We start from the raw sequence: 22,640 nt of genomic DNA on the forward strand, positions 1-22,640 counted from the left end.
TTGAAATTATAACTTTCTATAACAACGTAAATAAAATATAGCTTATAAGAGTTAAACTGAAAGATTTTGTTTATTTACAAAAAACGACAAATTTTAAAATCTGGCTCTGTGTTTATATTAAAAATAAGCTGCTTTTTTACATTTCGTTTCATACATAAACCATCAGGCAAAATTTAATATCCCCGTTCAGACATGAATATTACTTTTATAATTATTTTAATTGCAATTTGCTCGTATTTGATTTTGGATAACATCAAAATAAGGAAAATATTAAATGAGTATAATTCTGAATTTTCTGAACGCCAAAAATCATTGAAATTAATTGAAATTAAAATATCAAAGAATAGGAAAGAGTTTGCAAATATAGAAAGAGAGTTATTTAATATTCGAATTCAAAAAGAGAAGGAAAAACTTATGTTATCTAAACTTCCAACAGAAGAATACACAAACTTAACCATTAATCAATTCAGGAAAATAACGAATAATTTAATTCAGAAAGTGGAAAATTCTATTGAAAAAGAATCTATAATTAATTTTTTAAAATTTGACTTATCATATATCGATTTGAGCAAAGTGACTTTTGAAAATCTTGAGTTAAACAGAGAAGTTGAAATAGAAAAACAAGTCGCAATAATTACCAATAGCGGAAAAATACAATGGCGAAATAGTGCTGACAACCTGAATGTCAACCTTATAATTGGAAAACCTTTAAAAAGAATCGAATATTACAATAAAGTTATAGAATTAATTATGAAAAATATTGTTGATTAAATTTAATTATGTATTACAATGAGCTCAAAAACAAACAAATTCTTCTTTGAATCTGATACAATATTATTCTAAGCTCATAGACTCTAAAATCAGATTCTTTGAGCTTTTTTTTTAGATAATTATAAATCACAAGACAACTAATCAATAGTAAATACGTTATCGCTTTTTAAAGATTTATCCTTAATGGCAAGAATATACAGAACCATAGAATCATTGAAATCTCTAAAATATGAGTTAGAAAGTAGAGGTGTTACTAGATTTAAATCTGTTAAAGAAATTAAAGAATTTTTAAAAGAATTTGATTCGGAAAAACAAGCAGTTCTAAATTACACTAAAAACGAACTGAATGAAGAATATCATAAAACCTGTATACGTCTTAAAAGCAACACCCAAAAAAGGGTTGAAATAAGCAACTTAGCGACAGAAAAGATTGATGGACAAATTGCAGATTTACAATCAAAAATTGATATAATTCATAAAAAGAACGGTCTTAATTTTATAAACAAACTACTATCAAGTGTAAAGCTTTATTATTTAAACAAACAACGCAATGATTTTAAAGTCAGGAAATCTAAAATAATCAATAAAGTTGTTCAGCCATTATCTCAAAAAATTAAAATTGACGAGCATTTTATATACGAATATGAAACTGACAAGCAATTATTGATTGAAACAAGAGCTAATCTTAAAATTGCTGATGTGGAATACACCCGTGATGTTTTAGAAGAATGTAAAAACCTAATTTCTGGAGCAATAGGAGAAAACTTGGTTGTAAAAGAAATTAAAAAACTTTCTGACGATTACGTTTTAATTAACGACTTCAAATTAGAATTTTCTCCACCAATTTTTTACCAACAACAAAACGAGAGAATTTACTCTATACAAATAGACCACCTTTTAATTTCAAAAGCTGGAATTTTTATAATAGAAACAAAAAACTGGAGCAAGAAGTCTGTCAATTCATTTAGCCTTAGGTCGCCTATAGAACAAATTAGAAGATTAAATTTTGCGCTTTACATATACATTTCAGAAAACATAACTTTGCATGACCATCATTGGGGAGAACAAAAAATTCCGATTCGAAATCTTATTGTCATGATCAACAATAAACCTAACACTCAATTTAAATATGTAAGTGTAAAATTATTGAGAGAACTTAATGCCTATATTAATTACTTTGAGCCTATCTTGACCGAGGAACAGGTTAATGAAATATCAAGTCAATTAATTTAAACAAACCCTATTCACAAACCCTATTCACAAACACAATACATGGAACAACAAGGCTCAGATATCATTGCAAATAGATACAAGAAATTTATAAAAACGGTTTGCGAAACAGACATTGTTTATGCGCTTCAAAATCATGAAGGCTTTGCCACCTCAGCTTCTGCGCATTATGAAAATGAACGTGGTAAACCTGTTGACATACTATGTTTTTGGGCAGAAAATGGCAGAGCAAAATCTTGTACCATAAACCATTGGGAGAACTACCAGATTACAGAAATAGCATTAGTTGATTTCATAGAAAATTGGGGTGTAGGCATGGAAAATGACGGAATATTAGCAGGTATTGAATTCGACCAAAATATGTTTGGCTATGAAGCTAAACCCTTAGATTTAATTCTTGCCTTAGTTGCTGAAATAAAAGCGACCAATAAAGAACTACCACTTCAAAAATTTGAAAATATTGCTGATTTAGAAAAACAGGCGAAAGAGGCGAATGGGTAAAAAATTAATACCGTTTAATGAGTAGCATTTTAGCAAGTAGATAAAAGTGCCTCTTATAATTTCAGAAAATCAAGAACTTTAGTTTTATATACTTTACCTATGGGAACTTGATGCTCTTTTATTTGTATTCTATTGCCCTCTAAAGTTTCAATATGTTTTTTTGCTACTATAAATGATTTATGTACTTGAATGAATTTATCTTCAGCAAGCATTTCTAATGCATCTGATATTTTTTCTCGAATTAGAATCTGACCTTCGATTAAAATAACCTTACAATAGTTTCCGGCTGCTTCAACAAGTAATATATCATTCAATTTTACCTGAATATGCTTTTTATCGCTGTATAGAAAAATGAACGATTCTTCTACATTTTTTATAGCTTCTAATTGTAGTGAATAACCTTTTTGTTGTATGGTTTTATTGATGGCTTTCAAAAACCGTTCAAAACTAAATGGTTTTAATAAATAATCTATAACATTCAGCTCATACCCTTCTAAAGCATACTCCCTGTAGGCTGTAGTGACTATAATTTTTGGAGGATTCTGTAGTGTTCTTAAAAAATCGAATCCCTTTAATTTGGGCATATTTAAATCTAAAAAAATTAAATCTACTTGATTACCCTGCAAATAGGCCAATGCTTCTATAGCGTCATAACAATGCTTAGCTAATTTCATATTTGACAACAAATCACCATAGCCTTTTATGATTTCATGAGCTATTGGTTCATCATCAATAATTAAATATGTAATCATACGTGTAGTTCTAATTGTGCTTTAAATACTATATTGTTCTTTTCTACACTAAGTTGATGCTTTTTAGGATATGCCAGCGCCAATCTTCGTTTTAAGTTTTTGAGACCTATCCCTTTTGTCTCTGTAATTTCATTTTGATCAAAATTGTTTTTTATCTCAAAAAGTAATCTTTCGTTACCGGTTTTTAAATGTATGGCAACATATGCTTTTTCCCGCAAATTCTCTACACCATGTTTAAAGGCATTCTCTAATAGAATAATCAATAACAATGGTCTTATTTTTAATGTATCATCTACTACATCTATTATAAACTCAATATCAATTTTCTTATGATACCTCATTTTATGTAACGCTATGTAATTTTGTAAATACGAAATCTCTTCTGCCAACGTAACAGTTTCCTTTTCCCCTTCATAAATACTATACCGCATTAAATCTGACAACTTTAAAATAAGGTCTTTAGCCCCATCGGTATCTTTATCAACCATACCGTACACATTGTTTAACATGTTAAAAAAGAAATGCGGGTTCACCTGACTTTGCAAATGCAACAACTCACTTTTTTTGGTTTCATTTTTTAAATTTAAAATGGCGATCAATTGTTTTATTAGCCATAGCAACCCAACCACTAGTAAGAGTGAATAATAAACAACCACGATTACACCTACTACCGATGGGTAATCTGCCAGAAAAACAACAGATTCATTACCTAAGATAATAAACTCATACGTGGTAATTGACAAAGGGATCAGTATAGTTATTAGCACCACTACTTTGACTACCAGCCAATTATTTTTCTTTAAAAATTGCATCATGCTACAAAAATAAAAGAAATACTACCGCAAATAATTAATAGTGACAAACGCATCTATTTCTGTTACAAACAACTTTTAAACTAGGTCAAAAACAGTTCAACACTCCCAGTTGCAAGTATAGCCTCCAATTATATAAGTATATCACATAAAATTTTAGGTCTATTCTTTTGCCCCCATGTTTGCGCCATCATCAATCAAAAAACGAACATGAAATCAAGTAACATGAAAGAAAGAATTATTCGCTATTTTAAAAATGTACTCGGCACTATAATAGTTTTATTAATCATTGGCATTATCGTCGTTGTCTCGTTAAACGGAAGTGTGGCTTACGGTACCGATCCACTAAGCCTTAATTTAGACAGGGAAGGTCCTTATGTATTTTATGAAAATGACAGCACCATTAACGTACAATATATTAGAGGGAATAAAACTGATGGTTTTTATGTGGACAAAACAACGCACAATAGTAAAGAACACATTGCCGCTATAAGCCAATTTCCTTTAGACAACTCTAGTTTTAGTTTTAAAATCAGGTCTGAATTTGAAATTCCGGCAACCTCCTATACCGACAACCAACCTATTGTAGCCATTTCTGATATTGAAAGTGGTTATAAAACATTTCGCGATTTTTTAATTACCCACAACGTAATAGACACCAACTTAAATTGGATTTTTAAGAAAGGTCATCTTGTACTTGTTGGTGATTTTGTGGATAGAGGTTTTTCTACTACCCAAGTACTTTGGTTCATTTACAAACTGGAACAAGATGCTAAAAATAATGGCGGACACGTACATTTTATTATTGGCAATCATGAGCTTTACAACATGCAAGGTAAATTTAAATCGGCTTCTTACAAGTATTACGGTGTTGCCTCTATTTTAGAAAAACAACACCATGACCTCTATAATAAAAACGCTTTTCTAGGACGATGGATGGCTTCTAAAAATACTATAGAGCGTATTAACGGGCATTTATTTGCTCACGGAGGCATTCACCCAGATATAGCCAGATATGACATTACATTAGACCAGGCCAATCAAATAAACAGAGACAATTATCACCTATCCTATTTTCCGAAACCTGAAGAGACTATTGAACAATTAGTTACTTCTAACAAAAAAGGAATCTGTTGGTACAGAGGTTATTTTAAAGATGACCTATCACAGGAAGATGTTACCCAAGGAATTGAAAAATTTAATGCAACCGATATTATTGTTGGTCACACCCTACAATGGTCTGTAAAAAAACTATTTAATGGAAAAGTTTATGCTATTGATGTGAAACACCCAAAAGATTATAATAAAAACTGGCCAAACAAAAATTCCGAAGGTCTGCTTATTAAGCAAGAGAAATTCTTCAGGCTAAAGAATGATGGTAAACAATTGGAATTATAAAAATTCTAATTTAATATTGGATTCTGATGAAATAATAGTGTTTTTCTTAAATTTAGAATAAAAACATGCTACACCTCATCGTCGGTAATACAGGTTCAGGTAAAACAACCTATTCAAACGAACTAAAAAAGAAAACAAAAGGTGTGATTTTCTCTATAGACACTTGGAATAATACCTTATTTCTACCAGACAAAACTGCAACCGACGGATTAGCATGGTTTTTAGAACGTATTGAACGGGCTGAGAAGATGATATTAAATTTGGTAACGCAATTAGAGGAATCTGATACCGATGCTATTTTAGACTTGGGATTATCGAAATTTGAACATCGCGAAAAATTTAGAGCTTTTGCAGCATCTAATGGGTTCGAGATTCAACTTCACTATTTAGATATTTCTAAAGAAACCAGATGGCAACGTGTACAACAGCGCAACACCGAAAAAGGAGCTACGTTTGAGTTTGAAGTTAGCCAAGAGAATTTCGATTTCATGGAAACCTGGTTTGAAAAACCTACCGAAAATGAACTAAAAGGTAGTGTCATTATCACCGAATAATACTAATTTTACGCCAGCGTTCTTCGCTAAACCTCAACAAAAAACCATACTCCTAACCAAACCAGTTACTTGAACGTAAAACATACCTTCGTCAACTTTTTTCTAAAATCTAGCAGCAAGCATGAATGCCATGAAGTGCTTAGCAAATGGAACGTGTATTATACCGCCTTATCCAAAAAACACCAACAGTCTTTTGTGGTGAGAACTTTGTTGTTCTTAAATACTACAAATTTTGGCTCTAAGGAAGGTTTTGAACTTACTACAGAAATGAAACTGGTCATTTCCAGTGCTTTTGTTGAGATTACTTTTGGTCTAAAGCAAGATGTTTTAAGCATCTTTAAAACCGTATTCGTTACTCCGTCTTCATACGCATACACAGGCAGAGATGTTTTATATGATGGTGATGTAAATACGGTTACCAAGCGTGTAAACATGTCATGGCCTGCCGTAGAGAAGGGTTTTATCATTAACGATGACGGACTAAACATTGCCATACACGAATTCAGCCATTGCCTGATTATTGAACATGCTAAAGGTTCCTACTTCTCTAAGGTATTCAATGATACGGATCTCAACGCTTGGAAAGAACTGGCTACTAAAAAAATACCACTTATACGTGAAGGTAAATACACCATTTTTAGAGACTATGGCGGCACTAATTTAATGGAGCTTTTTGCCATTACGTTAGAAACGTTTTTTGAGCAACCTCATGAGTTTTATTCTTATTCGCCCACCTTTTACCGTACCACCGCCAAGGTGCTTAAACAAGACCCACGGAACGGCAAAAATCCGAAGTAAAAAAGAAATTACATAGGGTCATAATTTTATCTAACACTATAAGAAAATACGGAACAAAAGCGAATTGCTCTTTCCGTAACCTGAGAAGTGTCATAGTTTAGCATACCAATGTTTTATACTATTGTAAAAATACGAGCATGCAAAAGGTATCTTTCACTGAAAATTTAGATTTTAACGATGATAAAATAGTCACCAAAGTTCTTTTAGAAACTTCTTTCTCAAAAGAGATTAGAATTCTTTTAAAGAAAGGGCAACTCATGAAAGAGCACAAGGCTCCTTTTTCCATTATCATCCATATAGTTGAAGGGAGTATTGACTTTGGTGTTGAAGGCAAAGTTCATATGCTAAAACAAGGAGATATCATTACCTTAGCTGCCAATGTTCCGCATGACCTTTTAGCAAAATCCGACAGTATTGTGCGTCTTACCCTTTCTAAACAAGATGCCGCTGAACGAATAGAAAAAGTTGTTGCCGATTCATAAAAAGAGACTATGACCCAAATTACCAATAGAGAAGATGTGCGTGTATTGGTACATACCTTTTACGATAAAATACGGCAAAACGAAATGCTAGGACCCATTTTCAACGGACATATTACCGACGAGCAATGGCCTACACATTTAAGCAAACTCACAGATTTCTGGGAGTCTAATCTTTTTGGTGTCCGCACGTTTAGGGGAAGTCCGTCTAAGGCCCACGTCAAGGTCGATAAAAATCTCCATCATTCCATATCACAAGACCACTTTGCACAATGGCTACAACTTTGGTTTGAAACCATTGACGAACTGTACGAGGGCGAATTGGCTACGAGAGCTAAAGACATGGCCCGTAGAATGTCTACAGGGCAGTATATTCACATTTGGCAAAGTAGACCGGAAGAATTTAAAAACTAGGTTTTAGGTTTTAGTAGGCAGTATTCAGTATTCAGTAACAGTTGGCAGTTTCAGTTTTCAGTGGCTATTGGCTATTGGCTATTGGCTATTGGCTATTGGCTATTGGCTATTGGCTATTGGCTATTGGCTATTGGCTGTGTAAACAATTTAGCTTAGCTAAATACAAATTAAAAATAAGTCTAACATCTACACTCTATTTTCTCTCTTTAAACTTTACAATTATTACTTAATACTTTGTACTTAATACTGATTTTAAGCTTCTGATAAAACAAGTCTATTCTCTATCATCTATTTTCTCTATTCCACTTTACAATAGCTACTTAATTTAAACCCTCTACCATTGACGAAGCATGTATGCCAAATCTATTTCGTAAATTGAACATGAAATAATTTTCAAATTGAAACTTCTATGGACTACCTATCCCCTACCTATTTTTTTGATTATGAAAGTGACGAGATACAAGATTTAGTATCAGATTTTAAAAACACTTCACTTTCCGAGAAAGAAATTACTATCGCACTTTACAACAAAGTACGCGATACATGGCGATATGACCCATATAGCTTAAGCTTCAACAAAGAAAAATACCGAGCCAGTGAAATTGTAAAACGCCCAAAGGGTCACTGTATCGATAAGTCTATCATTTTAATCGCAGGACTTCGTGCCCTTGGTATACCCGCTAGAATTCATTTGGCGAAAGTTAAAAACCATATTGGCGTAGAACGATTAATAGAGAAATTTGGCTCAAACGAACTTACGCCCCACGGTATGGTAGATGCATATATTAACGATAAATGGCTGAAGCTATCCCCTACATTCAATGCATCGTTATGTGAAATGCTTCATGTTGCTCCTTTAGATTTTGATGGTGAAAATGATGCTGTTTTACAGGAGTTCAGTGCAGACGGAACGCAATTTATGGAGTACCTGGAAGACTACGGTCACTTTGAAGATGTACCTATGGAATTTATGGAACGGAATGCACGCGAGCACTACCCCAATATTTTTGATACCGGAACTAACCAGACGGAGTTTCAGTTGTAGGTTTTAACAAACTTTAATATTCAAAATTTCACCAATCTACTTTACAGATTATTTTTTATAGTACATTCGATGGAAAATACAATTCCCTTGAAAAAATTCATATTTACTTTATTCATAGCATTTTCATCTTCATTGGTATTTGCTCAAGAACCAATGGCATGGACGCCAGATTACGAATTACAATTGAGTGACTACCAATCTCCAGAATCGGAAATTGACTCTACGCTTACCTCCTATTCTATCTATTCAGGTGCTAAAATTGATTTTAGTTTTAACATGAATTCGGTCTCTTTCATGTTTACCAAAAACTTCAACGACAAAGTAAAAGCTATTTTTCAAAAAAACCTGGCTGTTTTGGTTGCCCCAGATTCGTTGACCGCAAATCAGCTACTACAATTCGGACGGTACGATTTTGATTTGGTAGAGCTGTATTCTAGAAAAATTCGCAAGAAAATTTACGAGGAAAAAGGTGCTTTTAGCGACGCTAGTTTATTTCAACCTATTTTCAATGAGCTACAAGAGGAAATGAACACTGTAAGTGCTCAAGTCTTCAAAGCCACCGATTTTGGGAAAGATGCCGAATTACTTCAAAAAGAACATAACAAGGTGATTGATGAAATCAATGCCCTTTCCGATTTTTGCATGACCTGTAAGCCGAAGAAGAATAGGAAGTAGTTGTTCGTTGATGGTTGTTCGTTGATGGTTGTTCGTTGATGGTTGTTCGTTGATGGTTGTTCGTTGATGGTTGTTCGTTGATGGTTGTTCGTTGATGGTTGTTCGTTGATGGTTGTTCGTTGATGGTTGTTCGTTGATGGTTGTTTAAACGCTTCGCGTTTTTTGTATTAAGTATTAAGCCGTTCTCAGAAACTCCAAATTTTGATTTTCTTTAATTAGTCTTTTTAAAAACGAAATGTCAGTTCGAGTGAATTTTCGAAGCATGAGAAAATTTGTATCGAGAACCTATCGTGTTCCTAACCTGTTCTCGATACAATTTTATGCTTCCGCTATGCTACATCATAAAACCACTCGAACTGACATTGTTAATATAAAGACCACAGATTGCCACGTCGCGAAAAATTCCTAGCAATGACGTTTACTTTTTGCTTAAGACTCTTTACCATAGCAAAACGTATTGTCAGTTCGAGTGAATTTTCGAAGTATGAGAAAATTTGCCTGCCTGCCGATGTGTAGGTATCAAGAACCTATCGTGTTCCTAACCTGTTCTCGATACACTTTTATGCTTCCGCTATGCTACATCATAAAACCAATCGAACTGACAATGTTAATATAAAGACCACAGGTTACCACGTCGCGAAAAATTCCTAGCAATGACGTTTACTTTTTACTTAATACTTTGTACCTAATACTTTTTACTCATTACCTCCCAACACAACTCAGCACCTAAAACTTACAATTGAGTAACTTAACTTATTTTCTAAGCAAAAATTCCCCCATCTTTGAGTAACATAAAACCAACCGACCATGGAGAGCATCATTACAATATTCATTTACATACACGCCTTTTTTGGTGGTGTGGGACTTATTACCGGCATAGCAAGTATTGTTGTAAAAAAAGGACTGCTAAACCATAAACGGTTGGGCAAATGGTTTTCTTGGTCTATGATTATAAGCTCTGCTATTTCTTTAGTGGTGGCTAGAATGCCCAATCACATCAATACTTTTTTATTCCTGATCGGTATTTTTACTATTTACATGATACTGGCAGGTAATAGAGCGCTTACCTTTAAATCGACCAAAAAAACAAAAGCGAACTTGACCGATATTTTAGTTTCAGCAATTATGGCTGTTTGCGCACTATTAATGATCGGCTTTGGTACTACCGGACTTATACAAGGTTATTCTCACAGTATCCTATATCTAGTATTTGGTCTAACCGGTCTCTTTTTAACCTTTGGCGATTACAAACTATTTAAGACCACGTTAGAAAACAGAAAACTTTGGCTCATAAATCACCTAAGCAGAATGTTAGGTGCTCTAATAGCCTCTGTTACTGCATTTATAGTTGCAGGTATGCACCAAGATAATCTTTGGGCATGGCTTACCCCATCCGTATTAGGAACTGCCTATATTATTTACTGGATTAAAAAAACAAAAGGAAAAAAGAAGTTGAAAACTGCTTAGCCTTGATCTTTAAGATTTAGGTTTTCTGCGAAGTAATCACAGAAATCTTTCATGGTAGCTGTCATTTTTTCGTCTTGTGTTGCCTTTAAAAAAGTATCTGACAAAGAAACCAAGGTTTGGTGAAAGAATGTTTTCATCTCATCTACCGGCATATCTTTAGTCCACAAGTCAATCTTTAACGACTCTTGGTTCTTGCTATCCCAAACGGACAATAACATTGCCTTTGCGGCTTCATTCTCTATACCACCGTCTTGTGCAGACCAGTTTAATGTTTCCGGAATTCTATTTTCATCTAATCCTACGCGCAGTGTAATTTCTGAAGTATGTAAATCTGCCATCTAATTTCTCGGTTTGTAATTTGATTTCTTAAATATTTCATCTGCAGGCATTGGCATTAACTGCATCATGCTTACGTCATTGTTTTCCATAAAGGCACGTACTATTTGCCAGCCTATATAACGACCTAACCTTCCTGGTGACTCATTGTCCAACTCTAATCCAAATTTAGAAAAGGGTGCTGGTTCTAAAAATCGTTGATTTAATTTGTTGTCGGTGCTATATAGATATTCGTTCTCTATAAAATTTCTCCACATAGGCTCTTCATTTGCTATAGCCCAGTCTATTTCTTCTTGAGAATACCCTATTTTTTTTCCATCGCTAGCCATGGACATTAGTTTATCCTTAAGGTATAGTTCTTTTCCAAAATAAATCATACGGGCAAGGTATGTGCGGTCTCTAGGTCTTGGTACAACCTGCTTGGCAAATGCGCTTGCAACATCACTAACTAGATAATTGCGATCTAAGGATTGTGCTATGTAACGCTGAAAACCACCATAATACTTATGCTCAGACCCCAAGTAATTATCAAGGCTAATGAACAACAAACTATCCGTTAAAATAATTCTGTTATTATAATCAACATCATTGGTCACTGTTATTACCTTAGGAACTTTATACTGCGGAAAATAGTATTTAACATGTTTAAACAACTGAACCAAACCTTCTTCTTCATCTTCAAAACTGCGGAATGCGTTGCCCACTTCTTGAAATAATTCTATTTGAAGGGAATCTTCCATTTTTGCGATCCAAACACTATCTGGTGCCGGAAACAAATACGGATACATTTTACGTAAACTAGGCAAACCTTTTTCACCAGAAGCGGCAAACTCACGATCAAATCGAGAAATTTTAAGATCCATAGGTATAGCGGCAATCTCTTCTGCTACCTTATCACTATCATTACAGCTAGAAAGAATGAAAAAAACTGATAATAGCATAAAAATAGGTTTGACCTTGGCAAGTATTTTACAATACATTTTATTATTTACAGTGTTCAACTTATTTTTAGGGCAAAGTTAATTGATTTTACTAAATAATTAGAGCGGTATGCAAACGGAAAAGGTAATTGAGCACATTGTTAAATGGTTAAAAGATTATGCTACAAATGCAAAACAGAAAGGTTTTGTCATTGGTATATCTGGCGGAATTGATTCTGCGGTTACCTCTACCCTCTGTGCAAAGACCGGTTTAGAGCTACTTTGCCTTGAGATGCCAATTCACCAAGCAGAGAACCAAAGTGACCGTGCCTCTAGACATATTGATTGGCTGACCGCTAATTTTCCGAATGTGAAAAGACAACCGGTAAACCTTACACCTGTATTCGATAGTTTAGTGGATGCACTACCTAGTGTTGACAATGAAGAGGACAGATTTATGTCTTTGGCCAATACAAGAGCTCGTTTACGCATGACCAGTTTATACTATTTCGCAGCCCTAGAAAGATATCTGGTAGCGGGAACGGGAAATAAAGTGGAGGACTTTGGAGTAGGATTTTACACCAAATACGGTGACGGCGGTGTAGATTTAAGCCCGATCGCTGATTTAATGAAGACCGAAGTGTATGCAATTGCCAAGGTATTAGGTGTAAACGAAGAAATTATTGGTGCTGCACCAACTGACGGATTGTGGGGCGATGACAGAACAGATGAAGATCAGATAGGTGCCTCTTACCCCGAGCTAGAATGGGCAATGAACATGAAAGACGAGGGTAAAACAATTGATGATTTTGAAGGAAGAAAAAAGGAAGTTTATACTATCTTTATGCGACTGAATACCATGAATCAACATAAGATGTTACCAATACCTGTTTGTGAGATACCAAAAGAGTTAAAATAACAACTCAACTAAGAATCAGGGTATTAAATCGAAAATAAAGCTTAAAATTTTACGTTAATAGTAAAATAATGCAACTTTGACTTCTAATTTAGAATTTTAAGCCTTACATTGCATGTTGTCTTTTCAGACAAAAATAGGTCCTGAAATCTATAAAAAAAATAATTAATGATCAAAGTTTTAATAGCGGATAACCACCCTATCATTAGAATGGGAGTTAGGAAGGTTCTAGAATCCGCTGAGGGATTTGAACTGATCGATGAGGTAGCTACTACCGAAGAACTTTTTGAAAAACTCAAAGACACAACCCCCGATGTGGTCATGCTAGAAATGGATATTCCAGATATTAATGGAATAGCGGCATTACGCAAAATCAAAAAAGATTACGCGGACGTAAAAGTCCTTATGTACAGCGGTCAATCTGAAGATGTTTACGCCTTAAGCGCTATAAGAGCAGGTGCTTTTGGATATTTATCTAAATCTTCTGGTGTAGAATACATTACTGCAGCAGTAACTAAAGTAAGTGAAGGTAGCATGTTCATTACAAACGAACTTGCACAACGTCTTGCTTTTGATGAAGGAACTAAAAAACCAAGAAGGTTCTTTAGAAAACTATCTACTAGAGAAATAGAAGTATTAAAACTTTTAGCTAGTGGTAAACGTAACAAAGAAGTTGCTTTAGGCTTAAACCTAAACGAAAAAACAGTTAGTACCTATAAAGCTCGTTTAATGAAAAAATTAAATGTAGACAACATGGTAGATTTATTACAACAGGCAAAAGCCTTAGAATTGTACTAAATTCTTACAACTGTAGAAAATAAAAAAAGACCTGTTAAAAGCAGGTCTTTTTTATTTTAGATTTATTACCAATATTAAGATAATACTCTATTTAGTTTCTTGTTAAGCAACTTATTTAACTGAATGTAGTTCATAATTTCTTCTAGCACTTCTCTATTATCTCTTGTAGCATCTTCAGTAGTATTTTGCAACGTACTCATTCTCTTTTTAATCAAAAAACAACGTAGCGTAAGTATGGTTTCACTTACCAACTGTGCCACCCCTATTTCTTTACTCTTAGGAAATATCTCTTTACGCTCCCAATCATGTAACACATAACGTTCTTCTTCCATTAAAATTGAAGATATCTGATTGGCCATTTCTTGCTCTAGACTATTGACGAACATTGTTATTGAAAATTCCTCTTTTTCATTTAAGGCTTCTATTAACTTAGCATACATTTTACGAAAATCTTCGTTTGCTAGCTCTATTTCATCTTCTTGCAGATCCAAGTAGATTTTCTCGTACACCTTAATTTCTGATATTTCTGGCTCCAACACTAAATCTCCGGCATCGTTTTCTTTCAATACCAAATCCTCAAACTCCTCTTTATGATTACCGTACAGCATAAGCGATTCAATAATTTTTCGCTCTAACAAATACTGTACATCTACTTTTTCTTGTTTTTCCTCATTGGTATTTCGAACAACATCAAAAGCCTTTTGTTCCTCTTTCTGTTGCGCCTGTACATTTTTATCTTCCTTCTTGCCTATCTGCGCTAGTGTATTGAACAATACTGCCTCAGATATATTCATGATCTGGGCACACTCTTGTATATAAATCTCTTTCTGTATACGATCGGGAATTTTAGAAATACTATTTACGATATCCCTTACCGTATCCGCCCTTTTAATTGGGTCGTTATCTGCCTCTTTCACAAGTAGTGACGCCTTAAACTGTATGAAATCTTTAGAATTGTCATTAAGATAGCTCATGACATCATCTAGCTCATTATTCTTGGCAAAACTGTCTGGATCCTCACCTTCTGGAAATGTACATACACGTACATTCATACCTTGCTCCAAAATTAAATCAATACCACGAAGCGACGCACGCAGACCTGCCGCATCCCCATCAAACAACACAGTTATATTTTTGGTCAATCTGTTGATCAACCTAATTTGCTCTGGCGTTAATGCCGTTCCGCTAGAAGACACCACGTTATCAATACCACGTTGCGCAAATTGAATAACATCTGTATAGCCCTCTACCAAATAACAATTATCTTCTTTTGCAATAGACTGCTTTGCATGGTAAATACCATACAACACCTTACTCTTATGGTAAATCTCACTTTCGGGAGAATTCAGATATTTGGCTGCCTTTTTATCGTTCGTCAAAATACGACCGCCAAAACCCAGTACACGACCACTTAAGGAGTGAATAGGAAACATAACCCGACCTTTAAATCGGTCAAACTTTCTTGAACCGTTTGGGTTGTTCGGATCTTCTTTTACAATAGTGAGTCCCGTTTTTGAGAGGTATTCCAGTTTATACCCCTTATCTAATGCTGCAGTTGTAAAACCGTCCCATTGATCAAGACAATATCCTAATTCAAATTTCTTAATAGTTTCATCTGTAAAACCACGCTCTTTGAAATAGCTTAAACCAATTGCCTTACCCAACTCAGATTCCCACAACATTTCCTTAAAATGTGTTTGGGCGAATTCAGACACCAGATACATGCTTTCGCGCTCACTGGCCTGCTCTTTTTGTTCGTTAGACTGTTCTGTCTCCTCTACTTCAATATTGTATTTCTTTGCTAAATACTTTATAGCCTCAGGATAGGTAAAATGCTCGTGCTCCATTAAAAAAGCAACCACATTACCCCCTTTTCCACTACTGAAATCTTTCCAAATCTGTTTTACGGGAGATACCATAAAACTTGGGGAACGTTCATCTGTAAACGGACTAAGTCCTTTAAAATTAGAGCCTGACTTCTTCAACTGTACAAAATCACCAATTACCTCTTCTAAACGAGCGGTTTCATAAACCTTATCTATGGAAATTTTTGAAATCATATTCCTGCCTAAACCCTCTGAAGAAGGGAAATAAATTTGTGTAAATTAGAACTATCAAAAATAGTAATAATGATTCTATTCTTTGGCACTAGATTAGGAAAGCCAGAAACTAAAAAACTTTTTAACAGTACATGTCCGTATTGCCAGCAACGCGGAACTTTAAGTGCTATTACCCAAAAGAACTACTTTCATATTTTTTGGATCAAGCTTTTTAAAATTTCTAGTACTTCTACCATAGAATGTAGTCACTGTAAACGTGGTTATTATGAGAATGAGTTTACCGAAGAGATGAATTTAGAACTTTCTAAAACAACTGATTAGCTGCAGTAACCGGTAATTAAACACGGCACCACAGCTAATTTGATTGATGAATTTCTTATTTAAAGGTCGAAACGAAGACCTAAGGAAACATTTCGTTGTTCTACAGCTGCATCTTTAAAAATAGGATTTAAATCATACTTCACATATAATAGAAAACCTTCAACACCGGCGTAGGCACTTAAACCATAAATTAAATCATTGGTATTATAGCTACGCTTCAACTTATCCTTTACATTATCACCGTCAAGGTTGTATTTTAATTTTTGACGTGTGCCTAAATTAAATCCTCCATAACCCCCAACTCCGACTCTGAATTGGTTCTTTAAAGAGTATCTCATCTTTTTTTCGCTTGTACTCTGTTTTGATGGTCCAAACTCGAAATGCATAGGAAAAACCAGGTTATCCATTCTGAATTTCGACTTGTCTAACTCATAATCGAACTCTTGAAGTTCGGACTGTCCATTATCTAAAGAAACTAAATACTGATTATCCTTCGGTTTTAAACCGTTAAACTGAAATGAGAATCCGTAATTGAATCTTAAGAAATTTGTGTTTTTAAATACTCTGGTACGCCACTGCCATCCCATTTCAAAAAATCTACTACCGCCTATTTTATAAGGTGAATCATTAAGAGACTGACCTTCAACTATTGCATTATTTAGACCCACTGCAATTACCAAATCTGAATATGTTCTTCTATCATAAATAGGTTCTTTTCTATTCTGGTTTTCATTAAGTCTAAAACCCAGTAGTTTACCTCCATCCTTATCATCATCACCAAATCCGATTTGAAATGCAAATTTATAATTCAAGGTATCCAATTCTTTCACTTCGCCGTTGTTCCTTTTTAGCAATGAAATTTTATTGTTGATAATAGCTATTCTATCTTCAATATTTAACGCATGCTTTTCAGCTGCTTTCATTTTCAAAGCATCCGCCTCTTCTTGTGTAATTTCTCCACCCTCTAACTGTTTTACTATTTTCGCTATTTCAAATTTTAATGCTTCTTTCTCTTGCCTAGTAATACTAAGCTTCTGCTCATTTAAAATATCGATCGTCTTTTGATAATCTTCTTGCGCTACTGAATTTTGCACCATAAAGAGTGTCAGCAACACCATTAAATACATTGTAATTGTTCTCATTTCGATTTTGATTTTTTTGATGAATAAAACTCCGCTCCCTGTCCCTATAGCATTTTATAGAGATGTAGGATAAAACGATTTGTGATTGATTAATTATTGCGGTCTGCCACTGCAGTTCGCACTTTTATAAAACCGGCTTTTAGGGAATCAAAAATTTGGTCTCGGAAAGATTGATCAAGTTCTTCTTCAACCTCTGTCAACAAAGCCATAGCATCGACAGTATTATCTGTATTAAATATTCGCTCTCTTAAAATTTCATCTTGTGCCCGTTTCAATAATGAATCTACTTCTGCATCTGTAACCACGCTACTTTGCTCCAAAACATCTACTTGAGCTACTATATCCGCAACTTTGGAATTAATGATCTCATCTGATACTTCTAATTTAGTATTGGAAATATCCGTAGATACATGTTCTACTGCAGCTACTTCTATAGCATCATTTAAATTGATATTCTCTTTTGTATTAGGCACTTCAACTTCTACCTTTTCTACAGGTATACTCTCTGTCTTAGTTTCTGTTTGCAGAACAACTATTTGTTCTTCTTTAAGATGAGCTGGGTCTTTAGTGATTACCTCTTCGACCTTATCTTCGTTTTCTATCTCTACCAATTCTATTGGAGATTCGTTTAACTCATTAGTACCATTAAAATAAAATAATGCAACACCCAACAACACTATAACGCTAGCGGCAACACCCATCCATAAATACACAGGTTTCTTCTTTGTATCATCATCTTTTAATTCTGATGCTATTTTAGACCACCCATTTTCAGACGGATGAATCTCCCGTTCTTGAAACTTGGTTTTTATATGTTTTTCAAATTTATCGGTTTCCATACCCTATAATATTTTGCTGTCTTAATTGCTCTTGAAGCAATTTTCTGGCTTTTAATAACTGAGTTTTTGAAGTGCTTTCGGTTATGGAAAGCATTTCTGCGATTTCTTTATGTTTATATCCTTCTACGGTATACAGCACAAATACCATTTTATAGCCTTGTGGTAAAGCATCTATCAATTGTTGAATATGCTCTGTATCTAAATCTGTACTTTGCGATATTTCTTCAGATTGATTCTTTTCGTACACCTCATCATCATACACTACAAACTGTTGCTTTCTTAAATAAGAGATACTTTCCCTGATCATTATCCGCCGCAACCATCCTTCAAAACTACCTTCGAACTTGAACGTATCTAGCTTGTTGAACATTTTAAGAAAACCTTGCACCATTACATCTTCTGCAAAATGAATATCTTTAATATACTGACGGCAGACACTCAACATTTTTGGAGCATGCTTTTTATACAAGCGCTCTTGTGCATCGCGGTTACCCGATGTTGCTTTTTTAATGAGCTGCTTCTCGTTTTTATAAAAAGGTATAATTTTCAAAATATTGGTTTGGTCTTCTATTAGCATAGACGCAGAAGAAACCCTTATAGTTGCCTGAAGATAAATAAATTTTAAAAATAATTTTCAAATACCTGAAATACAGATTTTTAGAAAACAAATAAAAATTATTTTTTACGATCTACCACGTAATTTACCATTAATTGCAAAGCACTTTTATAGTCAGAATCTGGATAAGTACTCAATAATTTTAGTGCCTCATCTCTATATTGAAGCATTTTTGCCACGGCATAATCCAGTCCACCTTTTTCTTTTACAAAAGCAATAACTTCTTTTACCCGTTTCTTATCCTTGTTGTGATTCTTGATGGAATTGATGACCCAACTTTTCTCTTTTTTGGTACAGTGGTTTAGTGCATAAATTAGCGGCAAGGTCATTTTTTGCTCCTTTATATCGATACCTGTGGGCTTACCAATTTTAGCACCACCATAATCAAAAAGGTCATCTTTGATTTGAAATGCCATTCCGCAGAGTTCTCCGAATTTCCTGAAAGTTTTTACATCTTCGCTTTCGGGCTTTACTGAACAAGCACCGAGAGAACAGCATGCTGCTATCAATGTTGCCGTTTTTTGTCTGATAATATCATAATAGACATCTTCGGTGATATCTAAACGTCTAGCTTTCTCTATTTGTAACAACTCGCCTTCGCTCATTTCACGAACGGCAACAGAGATTATTTTAAGTAAATCGAAATCTTCATTATCTATAGAAAGTAAAAGACCTTTAGACAACAAGTAATCGCCTACTAAAACAGCTATCTTATTTTTCCACAGCGCATTTATGGAGAAGAATCCTCTACGCTTATTACTTTCATCAACCACATCATCATGTACCAATGTTGCGGTATGTATCAACTCTATAACCGATGCTCCGCGATAGGTACGCTCGTTCACCTCTCCATTATTCAGCATTTTTGCCGTTAGAAATACGAACATAGGGCGCATTTGCTTTCCCTTACGGTTTACAATATAATGGGTGATTCTATTGAGTAGTGCAACCTGAGAGGTCATTGAATCTCTAAACTTCGATTCAAACAACTCCATTTCCTGATAAACAGGTTCCTTTATTTGTGCTACTATTTTCAGTTGCTCTGTATTAGAACGCTAAAATTAGTCAAAAGCTAGCAGTTAACAGTACTAGGAAAGGAGATAATGGTTTTATTAGAGTTAGGAGTTAGGAGTTAGGAGTTAGGAGTTAGGAGTTAGGAGTTAGGAGTTAGGAGTTAGGAGTTAGGAAAAAAATAATTTCAAAATACAAATACCAGTTCAAAACTCAAGTTCAAGTGCAAAAGTGTTGTTGGTTGTTGGTTGTTGGTTGGTGGTTGGTGGTTGGTGGTTGGTGGTTGGTGGTTGGTGGTTGGTGGTTGGTGGTTGGTGGTTGGTGGTTGGTGGTTGGTTTAAACGCTTCGCGTTTTTTAGCATTAAGTAATAAGTATAAAGTACTAAGATGTTACGTTAGCAATTACTCCAGTAATTCATATTACTTAATACTTTGTATTTTCTAAGTTTAGCTTTGCTGAATATAACACTTCGTAACAAGTCTATTCTCTAAACTCTATTTTCTCTTTTCTAACTTCCTACTTAATACTTTGTACTTCTAACTTTTATTCGCCAACTGCCCACATGCGGCATCTATATCCTTTCCTCTAGAACGACGAACGGTTACTACAATATTATTCTTCTCCAATGAATTTACGTAGCGGTCTATGGCTGCGTTAGAGGCTTGTTTGAACTCTCCGTCATCAATGGGATTATATTCTATCAAATTTACTTTTGATGGTGCAAATCGACAGAATTCCACCAAAGCATCTACATCTTTTTGTGTATCGTTAATTCCGTCCCAAACTACATATTCATACGTAATCCGACTTCTTGTTTTTTCATACCAATACTGTAACGACTCTCTTAAATCACTCAAGGTAAACTTGGCATTGAATGGCATTATAGAAGTACGTATTTCATCTACAGCGGAATGTAAAGAAACCGCCAGTTTGAATTTTACTTCATCGTCTGCCATTTTACGAATCAACTTTGGCACACCAGAAGTGGAAACCGTAATTCGCTTTGGAGACATTCCCAATCCGTCAGGGGAAGTTATCTTATCAATTGCCTTCAACACATTGTTATAGTTCATTAAAGGCTCTCCCATCCCCATAAAAACGATATTGCTCAACGGTCTTTCAAAATACAATCTACTTTCATTGTCAATAGCAACTACTTGATCGTAAATTTCATCGGGATTTAAATTACGCATTCGTTTTAAACGAGACGTTGCACAGAACCTACAGTCTAAACTACAACCTACCTGACTAGATACACAGGCAGTGGTTCTTGATTTTGTGGGAATGAGTACGGACTCCACAATTAAATCATCATGTAAACGAACGGCATTTTTTATGGTACCGTCACTACTACGCTGCATTTGATCTACCTTAATATGGTTGATAACAAAATTAGCTTCTAGCATTTCCCTAGTTTTTTTTGATAGATTTGTCATCACATCAAAAGAGTACGCTGCTTTCTGCCATAACCATTCATAAACCTGATTACCACGAAAAGCTTTGTCACCATTAGAAACAAAGAACTCCCTAAGCTGCTCTCGCGTTAGTGCCCGGATATCTTTTTTCTTTATTTCTTCCATCTGCTTAAAGGTAGGTATTACTAGTGATAAAAAACCCGCTTTCTCAATATGTAGATAAAGCGGGATTTTAACTTTGTCCTTATAAAATAAGGTATGCTATATACTTAGATAATCAACATGGCATCACCATAAGAATAGAACTTATAGCTTTCCAATATTGCTTCTTTATATGCTTTGTTCATTAAATCATGACCCATAAATGCAGATACCATCATCAATAATGTAGATTTTGGCAAGTGGAAATTGGTAATCATGGCATTTGCAATACTAAAATCATACGGAGGGAAAATGAACTTATTCGTCCAACCTTCATATGTGTTCAATGTTTGCTTAGAAGAAACCGCACTTTCCAAACCACGCATTGCAGTTGTACCTACAGCACAAATACGACGCTTCTGTAACTTTGCATTATTAACGATTTCAGCAGCTTTTTCATCAATGAACATTTCTTCACTGTCCATTTTATGCTTAGAAAGATCTTCAACCTCAACTGGGTTAAAAGTACCTAAACCAACATGCAATGTAAGCTCAGCAAAATCAACACCTTTAATTTCTAAACGCTTTAATAAGTGCTTAGAAAAATGAAGACCAGCAGTAGGGGCAGCAACTGCACCTTCATGTTTTGCATAGATAGTTTGGTAACGACCCTCATCTTCTGGCTCAACATCTCTCTTAATATATTTTGGCAAAGGTGTTTCACCCAGCTCTCTTAGTTTTCTTCTGAAATCTAAGTAAGCGCCATCATATAAGAAACGTAATGTTCTACCTCTAGATGTAGTATTATCAATAACCTCAGCTACCAACGTTTCATCATCACCAAAATATAGCTTGTTACCAATACGTATTTTACGTGCTGGATCTACAAGAACATCCCAAAGACGTTGCTCTTCGTTCAACTCACGTAAAAGAAAAACTTCTATACGAGCACCTGTTTTTTCCTTGTTACCGTATAAACGTGCAGGAAAAACCTTAGTGTTGTTCAAAACCATAACATCACCTTCATCAAAATAGTCGATCATGTCTTTGAACATCTTGTGCTCAATTTTTCCGGTATCTCTGTGGATTACCATTAATTTAGACTCATCTCTATTTTCAGATGGATGCTCCGCCAATAATTCGTCTGGAAGCTCAAAATTAAAATTTGATAATTTCATGTAGCTGTTATATTTAATGTAGCAAATTGCGGCTGCAAATATACAATCTG

The 22,640-nt window shown here is 34.6% G+C and carries 26 protein-coding genes; 14 read left to right on the forward strand and 12 right to left on the reverse strand.

What is annotated here, in order from left to right; translation table 11 throughout:
- The first annotated feature begins 192 nt into the window (after positions 1-192).
- The 3 genes from P177_RS15555 to P177_RS15565 all read left to right on the forward strand — a co-directional run bounded on the left by P177_RS15555 (position 193) and on the right by P177_RS15565 (position 2,502).
- Positions 193-771 (forward strand): hypothetical protein, encoded by a 579-nt coding sequence (locus P177_RS15555; RefSeq protein WP_036156207.1) that lies wholly within the window; start codon positions 193-195, stop codon positions 769-771.
- A 213-nt stretch (positions 772-984) separates the two neighbouring features.
- Positions 985-2,004 carry a nuclease-related domain-containing protein gene (locus P177_RS15560; RefSeq protein ID WP_167333119.1) on the forward strand — a complete coding sequence of 340 codons (1,020 nt, stop codon included), beginning with the start codon at positions 985-987 and terminating at the stop codon, positions 2,002-2,004.
- A gap of 39 nt (positions 2,005-2,043) precedes the next feature.
- A complete protein-coding gene (locus P177_RS15565) occupies positions 2,044-2,502 on the forward strand; it encodes a DUF2750 domain-containing protein (RefSeq protein WP_036156211.1) in 459 nt (152 codons plus the stop codon).
- 53 nt (positions 2,503-2,555) lie between these two features.
- Here P177_RS15565 and P177_RS15570 read toward each other — a convergent pair whose 3' ends face one another.
- Together P177_RS15570 and P177_RS15575 are read right to left on the reverse strand one after the other, a co-directional pair.
- Complete coding sequence (locus P177_RS15570; protein WP_036156213.1) at positions 2,556-3,254, reverse strand: LytR/AlgR family response regulator transcription factor; 699 nt, start codon at positions 3,252-3,254, stop codon at positions 2,556-2,558.
- On the reverse strand, positions 3,251-4,069 hold the full coding sequence (locus P177_RS15575) for a sensor histidine kinase (protein ID WP_036156215.1): 819 nt from the start codon (positions 4,067-4,069) through the stop codon (positions 3,251-3,253). Before P177_RS15575 ends, P177_RS15570 begins: the two co-directional genes overlap by 4 nt.
- Before the next feature lie 222 nt (positions 4,070-4,291).
- Between P177_RS15575 and P177_RS15580 the strand changes: the two genes are divergently transcribed.
- From P177_RS15580 to P177_RS15615, 8 genes are all read left to right on the forward strand, one after another.
- Entirely contained in the window at positions 4,292-5,464 is a 1,173-nt protein-coding gene (locus P177_RS15580) for a metallophosphoesterase (RefSeq protein ID WP_036158605.1), read from the forward strand.
- 65 nt (positions 5,465-5,529) lie between these two features.
- Positions 5,530-6,018: an AAA family ATPase gene (locus tag P177_RS15585; protein WP_036156216.1), complete on the forward strand. Its 489-nt coding sequence runs from the start codon at positions 5,530-5,532 to the stop codon at positions 6,016-6,018.
- A gap of 69 nt (positions 6,019-6,087) precedes the next feature.
- Positions 6,088-6,816: a zinc-dependent peptidase gene (locus P177_RS15590; RefSeq protein ID WP_084684712.1), complete on the forward strand. Its 729-nt coding sequence runs from the start codon at positions 6,088-6,090 to the stop codon at positions 6,814-6,816.
- 137 nt (positions 6,817-6,953) lie between these two features.
- Positions 6,954-7,298 (forward strand): cupin domain-containing protein, encoded by a 345-nt coding sequence (locus P177_RS15595; RefSeq protein WP_036156219.1) that lies wholly within the window; start codon positions 6,954-6,956, stop codon positions 7,296-7,298.
- A 9-nt stretch (positions 7,299-7,307) separates the two neighbouring features.
- Positions 7,308-7,709: a group III truncated hemoglobin gene (locus P177_RS15600; RefSeq protein ID WP_036156221.1), complete on the forward strand. Its 402-nt coding sequence runs from the start codon at positions 7,308-7,310 to the stop codon at positions 7,707-7,709.
- Between the two features lie 409 nt (positions 7,710-8,118).
- Positions 8,119-8,754, forward strand: coding sequence for a transglutaminase-like domain-containing protein (locus P177_RS15605; RefSeq protein WP_036156222.1), 636 nt, complete (start codon positions 8,119-8,121; stop codon positions 8,752-8,754).
- A gap of 69 nt (positions 8,755-8,823) precedes the next feature.
- Positions 8,824-9,429, forward strand: coding sequence for a hypothetical protein (locus P177_RS15610; RefSeq protein WP_036156225.1), 606 nt, complete (start codon positions 8,824-8,826; stop codon positions 9,427-9,429).
- Positions 9,430-10,236: 807 nt separating this feature from the next.
- Entirely contained in the window at positions 10,237-10,896 is a 660-nt protein-coding gene (locus tag P177_RS15615) for a hypothetical protein (protein ID WP_036156226.1), read from the forward strand.
- Here P177_RS15615 and gldC read toward each other — a convergent pair.
- Positions 10,893-11,234: a gliding motility protein GldC gene (gene gldC / locus P177_RS15620; RefSeq protein ID WP_036156228.1), complete on the reverse strand. Its 342-nt coding sequence runs from the start codon at positions 11,232-11,234 to the stop codon at positions 10,893-10,895. The genes P177_RS15615 and gldC overlap by 4 nt on opposite strands.
- Positions 11,235-12,212, reverse strand: coding sequence for a gliding motility lipoprotein GldB (gldB, locus tag P177_RS15625; protein ID WP_051941870.1), 978 nt, complete (start codon positions 12,210-12,212; stop codon positions 11,235-11,237).
- Between the two features lie 70 nt (positions 12,213-12,282).
- Here gldB and nadE point away from each other — a divergent pair, with 70 nt between their 5' ends.
- Entirely contained in the window at positions 12,283-13,071 is a 789-nt protein-coding gene (gene nadE, locus P177_RS15630; protein ID WP_036156230.1) for an NAD(+) synthase, read from the forward strand.
- A 165-nt stretch (positions 13,072-13,236) separates the two neighbouring features.
- On the forward strand, positions 13,237-13,866 hold the full coding sequence (locus tag P177_RS15635) for a response regulator (RefSeq protein ID WP_036156232.1): 630 nt from the start codon (positions 13,237-13,239) through the stop codon (positions 13,864-13,866).
- 74 nt (positions 13,867-13,940) lie between these two features.
- Here the strand turns inward: P177_RS15635 and dnaG are convergent, their stop codons facing one another.
- Positions 13,941-15,926 carry a DNA primase gene (gene dnaG / locus P177_RS15640; RefSeq protein WP_036156235.1) on the reverse strand — a complete coding sequence of 662 codons (1,986 nt, stop codon included), beginning with the start codon at positions 15,924-15,926 and terminating at the stop codon, positions 13,941-13,943.
- 69 nt (positions 15,927-15,995) lie between these two features.
- On the opposite strand from dnaG, the gene P177_RS15645 reads away from it, so the two are divergent.
- Positions 15,996-16,247, forward strand: a complete 252-nt coding sequence (locus P177_RS15645; RefSeq protein ID WP_036156237.1) for a zinc-ribbon domain-containing protein — start codon at positions 15,996-15,998, stop codon at positions 16,245-16,247.
- A 59-nt stretch (positions 16,248-16,306) separates the two neighbouring features.
- On the opposite strand, the gene P177_RS15650 is transcribed toward P177_RS15645, so the two are convergent.
- The 7 genes from P177_RS15650 to queA form a co-directional block, all read right to left on the reverse strand.
- Positions 16,307-17,389: a hypothetical protein gene (locus P177_RS15650; protein ID WP_036156239.1), complete on the reverse strand. Its 1,083-nt coding sequence runs from the start codon at positions 17,387-17,389 to the stop codon at positions 16,307-16,309.
- Between the two features lie 89 nt (positions 17,390-17,478).
- Positions 17,479-18,228, reverse strand: a complete 750-nt coding sequence (locus P177_RS15655) for a hypothetical protein (RefSeq protein WP_036156241.1) — start codon at positions 18,226-18,228, stop codon at positions 17,479-17,481.
- Positions 18,215-18,778, reverse strand: coding sequence for an RNA polymerase sigma factor (locus P177_RS15660; RefSeq protein ID WP_036158614.1), 564 nt, complete (start codon positions 18,776-18,778; stop codon positions 18,215-18,217). The genes P177_RS15655 and P177_RS15660 overlap by 14 nt, the downstream gene beginning before the upstream one ends.
- Positions 18,779-18,903: 125 nt before the next feature.
- Positions 18,904-19,881 (reverse strand): polyprenyl synthetase family protein, encoded by a 978-nt coding sequence (locus P177_RS15665; RefSeq protein WP_036156243.1) that lies wholly within the window; start codon positions 19,879-19,881, stop codon positions 18,904-18,906.
- A gap of 180 nt (positions 19,882-20,061) precedes the next feature.
- Complete coding sequence (locus P177_RS20240; protein WP_167333120.1) at positions 20,062-20,217, reverse strand: hypothetical protein; 156 nt, start codon at positions 20,215-20,217, stop codon at positions 20,062-20,064.
- A 175-nt stretch (positions 20,218-20,392) separates the two neighbouring features.
- Complete coding sequence (gene rlmN / locus P177_RS15670; protein ID WP_036156245.1) at positions 20,393-21,436, reverse strand: 23S rRNA (adenine(2503)-C(2))-methyltransferase RlmN; 1,044 nt, start codon at positions 21,434-21,436, stop codon at positions 20,393-20,395.
- A gap of 104 nt (positions 21,437-21,540) precedes the next feature.
- The gene (gene queA / locus P177_RS15675; protein ID WP_036156247.1) at positions 21,541-22,590 is read right to left on the reverse strand and encodes a tRNA preQ1(34) S-adenosylmethionine ribosyltransferase-isomerase QueA; all 1,050 of its coding nucleotides are present in this window, start codon (positions 22,588-22,590) and stop codon (positions 21,541-21,543) included.
- Between the last annotated feature and the right edge of the window lie 50 nt (positions 22,591-22,640).

The organism is Maribacter forsetii DSM 18668 (assembly GCF_000744105.1).
In the GTDB taxonomy this organism is placed as follows: domain Bacteria; phylum Bacteroidota; class Bacteroidia; order Flavobacteriales; family Flavobacteriaceae; genus Maribacter; species Maribacter forsetii.

What these genes read in the sequence shown, in the direction of transcription:
- P177_RS15585 (WP_036156216.1), top strand. Translation starts at nt 5,530, where the DNA reads ATGCTACACCTCATCGTCGGTAATACAGGTTCAGGTAAAACAACCTAT.
- P177_RS15635 (WP_036156232.1), top strand. Translation starts at nt 13,237, where the DNA reads ATGATCAAAGTTTTAATAGCGGATAACCACCCTATCATTAGAATGGGA.
- P177_RS15650 (WP_036156239.1), bottom strand. Translation starts at nt 17,389, where the DNA reads ATGAGAACAATTACAATGTATTTAATGGTGTTGCTGACACTCTTTATG.
- P177_RS15600 (WP_036156221.1), top strand. Translation starts at nt 7,308, where the DNA reads ATGACCCAAATTACCAATAGAGAAGATGTGCGTGTATTGGTACATACC.
- queA (WP_036156247.1), bottom strand. Translation starts at nt 22,590, where the DNA reads ATGAAATTATCAAATTTTAATTTTGAGCTTCCAGACGAATTATTGGCG.
- gldC (WP_036156228.1), bottom strand. Translation starts at nt 11,234, where the DNA reads ATGGCAGATTTACATACTTCAGAAATTACACTGCGCGTAGGATTAGAT.
- P177_RS15595 (WP_036156219.1), top strand. Translation starts at nt 6,954, where the DNA reads ATGCAAAAGGTATCTTTCACTGAAAATTTAGATTTTAACGATGATAAA.
- dnaG (WP_036156235.1), bottom strand. Translation starts at nt 15,926, where the DNA reads ATGATTTCAAAAATTTCCATAGATAAGGTTTATGAAACCGCTCGTTTA.
- P177_RS15575 (WP_036156215.1), bottom strand. Translation starts at nt 4,069, where the DNA reads ATGATGCAATTTTTAAAGAAAAATAATTGGCTGGTAGTCAAAGTAGTG.
- P177_RS15615 (WP_036156226.1), top strand. Translation starts at nt 10,237, where the DNA reads ATGGAGAGCATCATTACAATATTCATTTACATACACGCCTTTTTTGGT.
- P177_RS15655 (WP_036156241.1), bottom strand. Translation starts at nt 18,228, where the DNA reads ATGGAAACCGATAAATTTGAAAAACATATAAAAACCAAGTTTCAAGAA.
- P177_RS15605 (WP_036156222.1), top strand. Translation starts at nt 8,119, where the DNA reads ATGGACTACCTATCCCCTACCTATTTTTTTGATTATGAAAGTGACGAG.
- rlmN (WP_036156245.1), bottom strand. Translation starts at nt 21,436, where the DNA reads ATGGAAGAAATAAAGAAAAAAGATATCCGGGCACTAACGCGAGAGCAG.
- nadE (WP_036156230.1), top strand. Translation starts at nt 12,283, where the DNA reads ATGCAAACGGAAAAGGTAATTGAGCACATTGTTAAATGGTTAAAAGAT.
- P177_RS20240 (WP_167333120.1), bottom strand. Translation starts at nt 20,217, where the DNA reads ATGCTAAAAAACGCGAAGCGTTTAAACCAACCACCAACCACCAACCAC.
- P177_RS15610 (WP_036156225.1), top strand. Translation starts at nt 8,824, where the DNA reads ATGGAAAATACAATTCCCTTGAAAAAATTCATATTTACTTTATTCATA.
- gldB (WP_051941870.1), bottom strand. Translation starts at nt 12,212, where the DNA reads ATGTATTGTAAAATACTTGCCAAGGTCAAACCTATTTTTATGCTATTA.
- P177_RS15565 (WP_036156211.1), top strand. Translation starts at nt 2,044, where the DNA reads ATGGAACAACAAGGCTCAGATATCATTGCAAATAGATACAAGAAATTT.
- P177_RS15645 (WP_036156237.1), top strand. Translation starts at nt 15,996, where the DNA reads ATGATTCTATTCTTTGGCACTAGATTAGGAAAGCCAGAAACTAAAAAA.
- P177_RS15570 (WP_036156213.1), bottom strand. Translation starts at nt 3,254, where the DNA reads ATGATTACATATTTAATTATTGATGATGAACCAATAGCTCATGAAATC.
- P177_RS15555 (WP_036156207.1), top strand. Translation starts at nt 193, where the DNA reads ATGAATATTACTTTTATAATTATTTTAATTGCAATTTGCTCGTATTTG.
- P177_RS15580 (WP_036158605.1), top strand. Translation starts at nt 4,292, where the DNA reads ATGAAAGAAAGAATTATTCGCTATTTTAAAAATGTACTCGGCACTATA.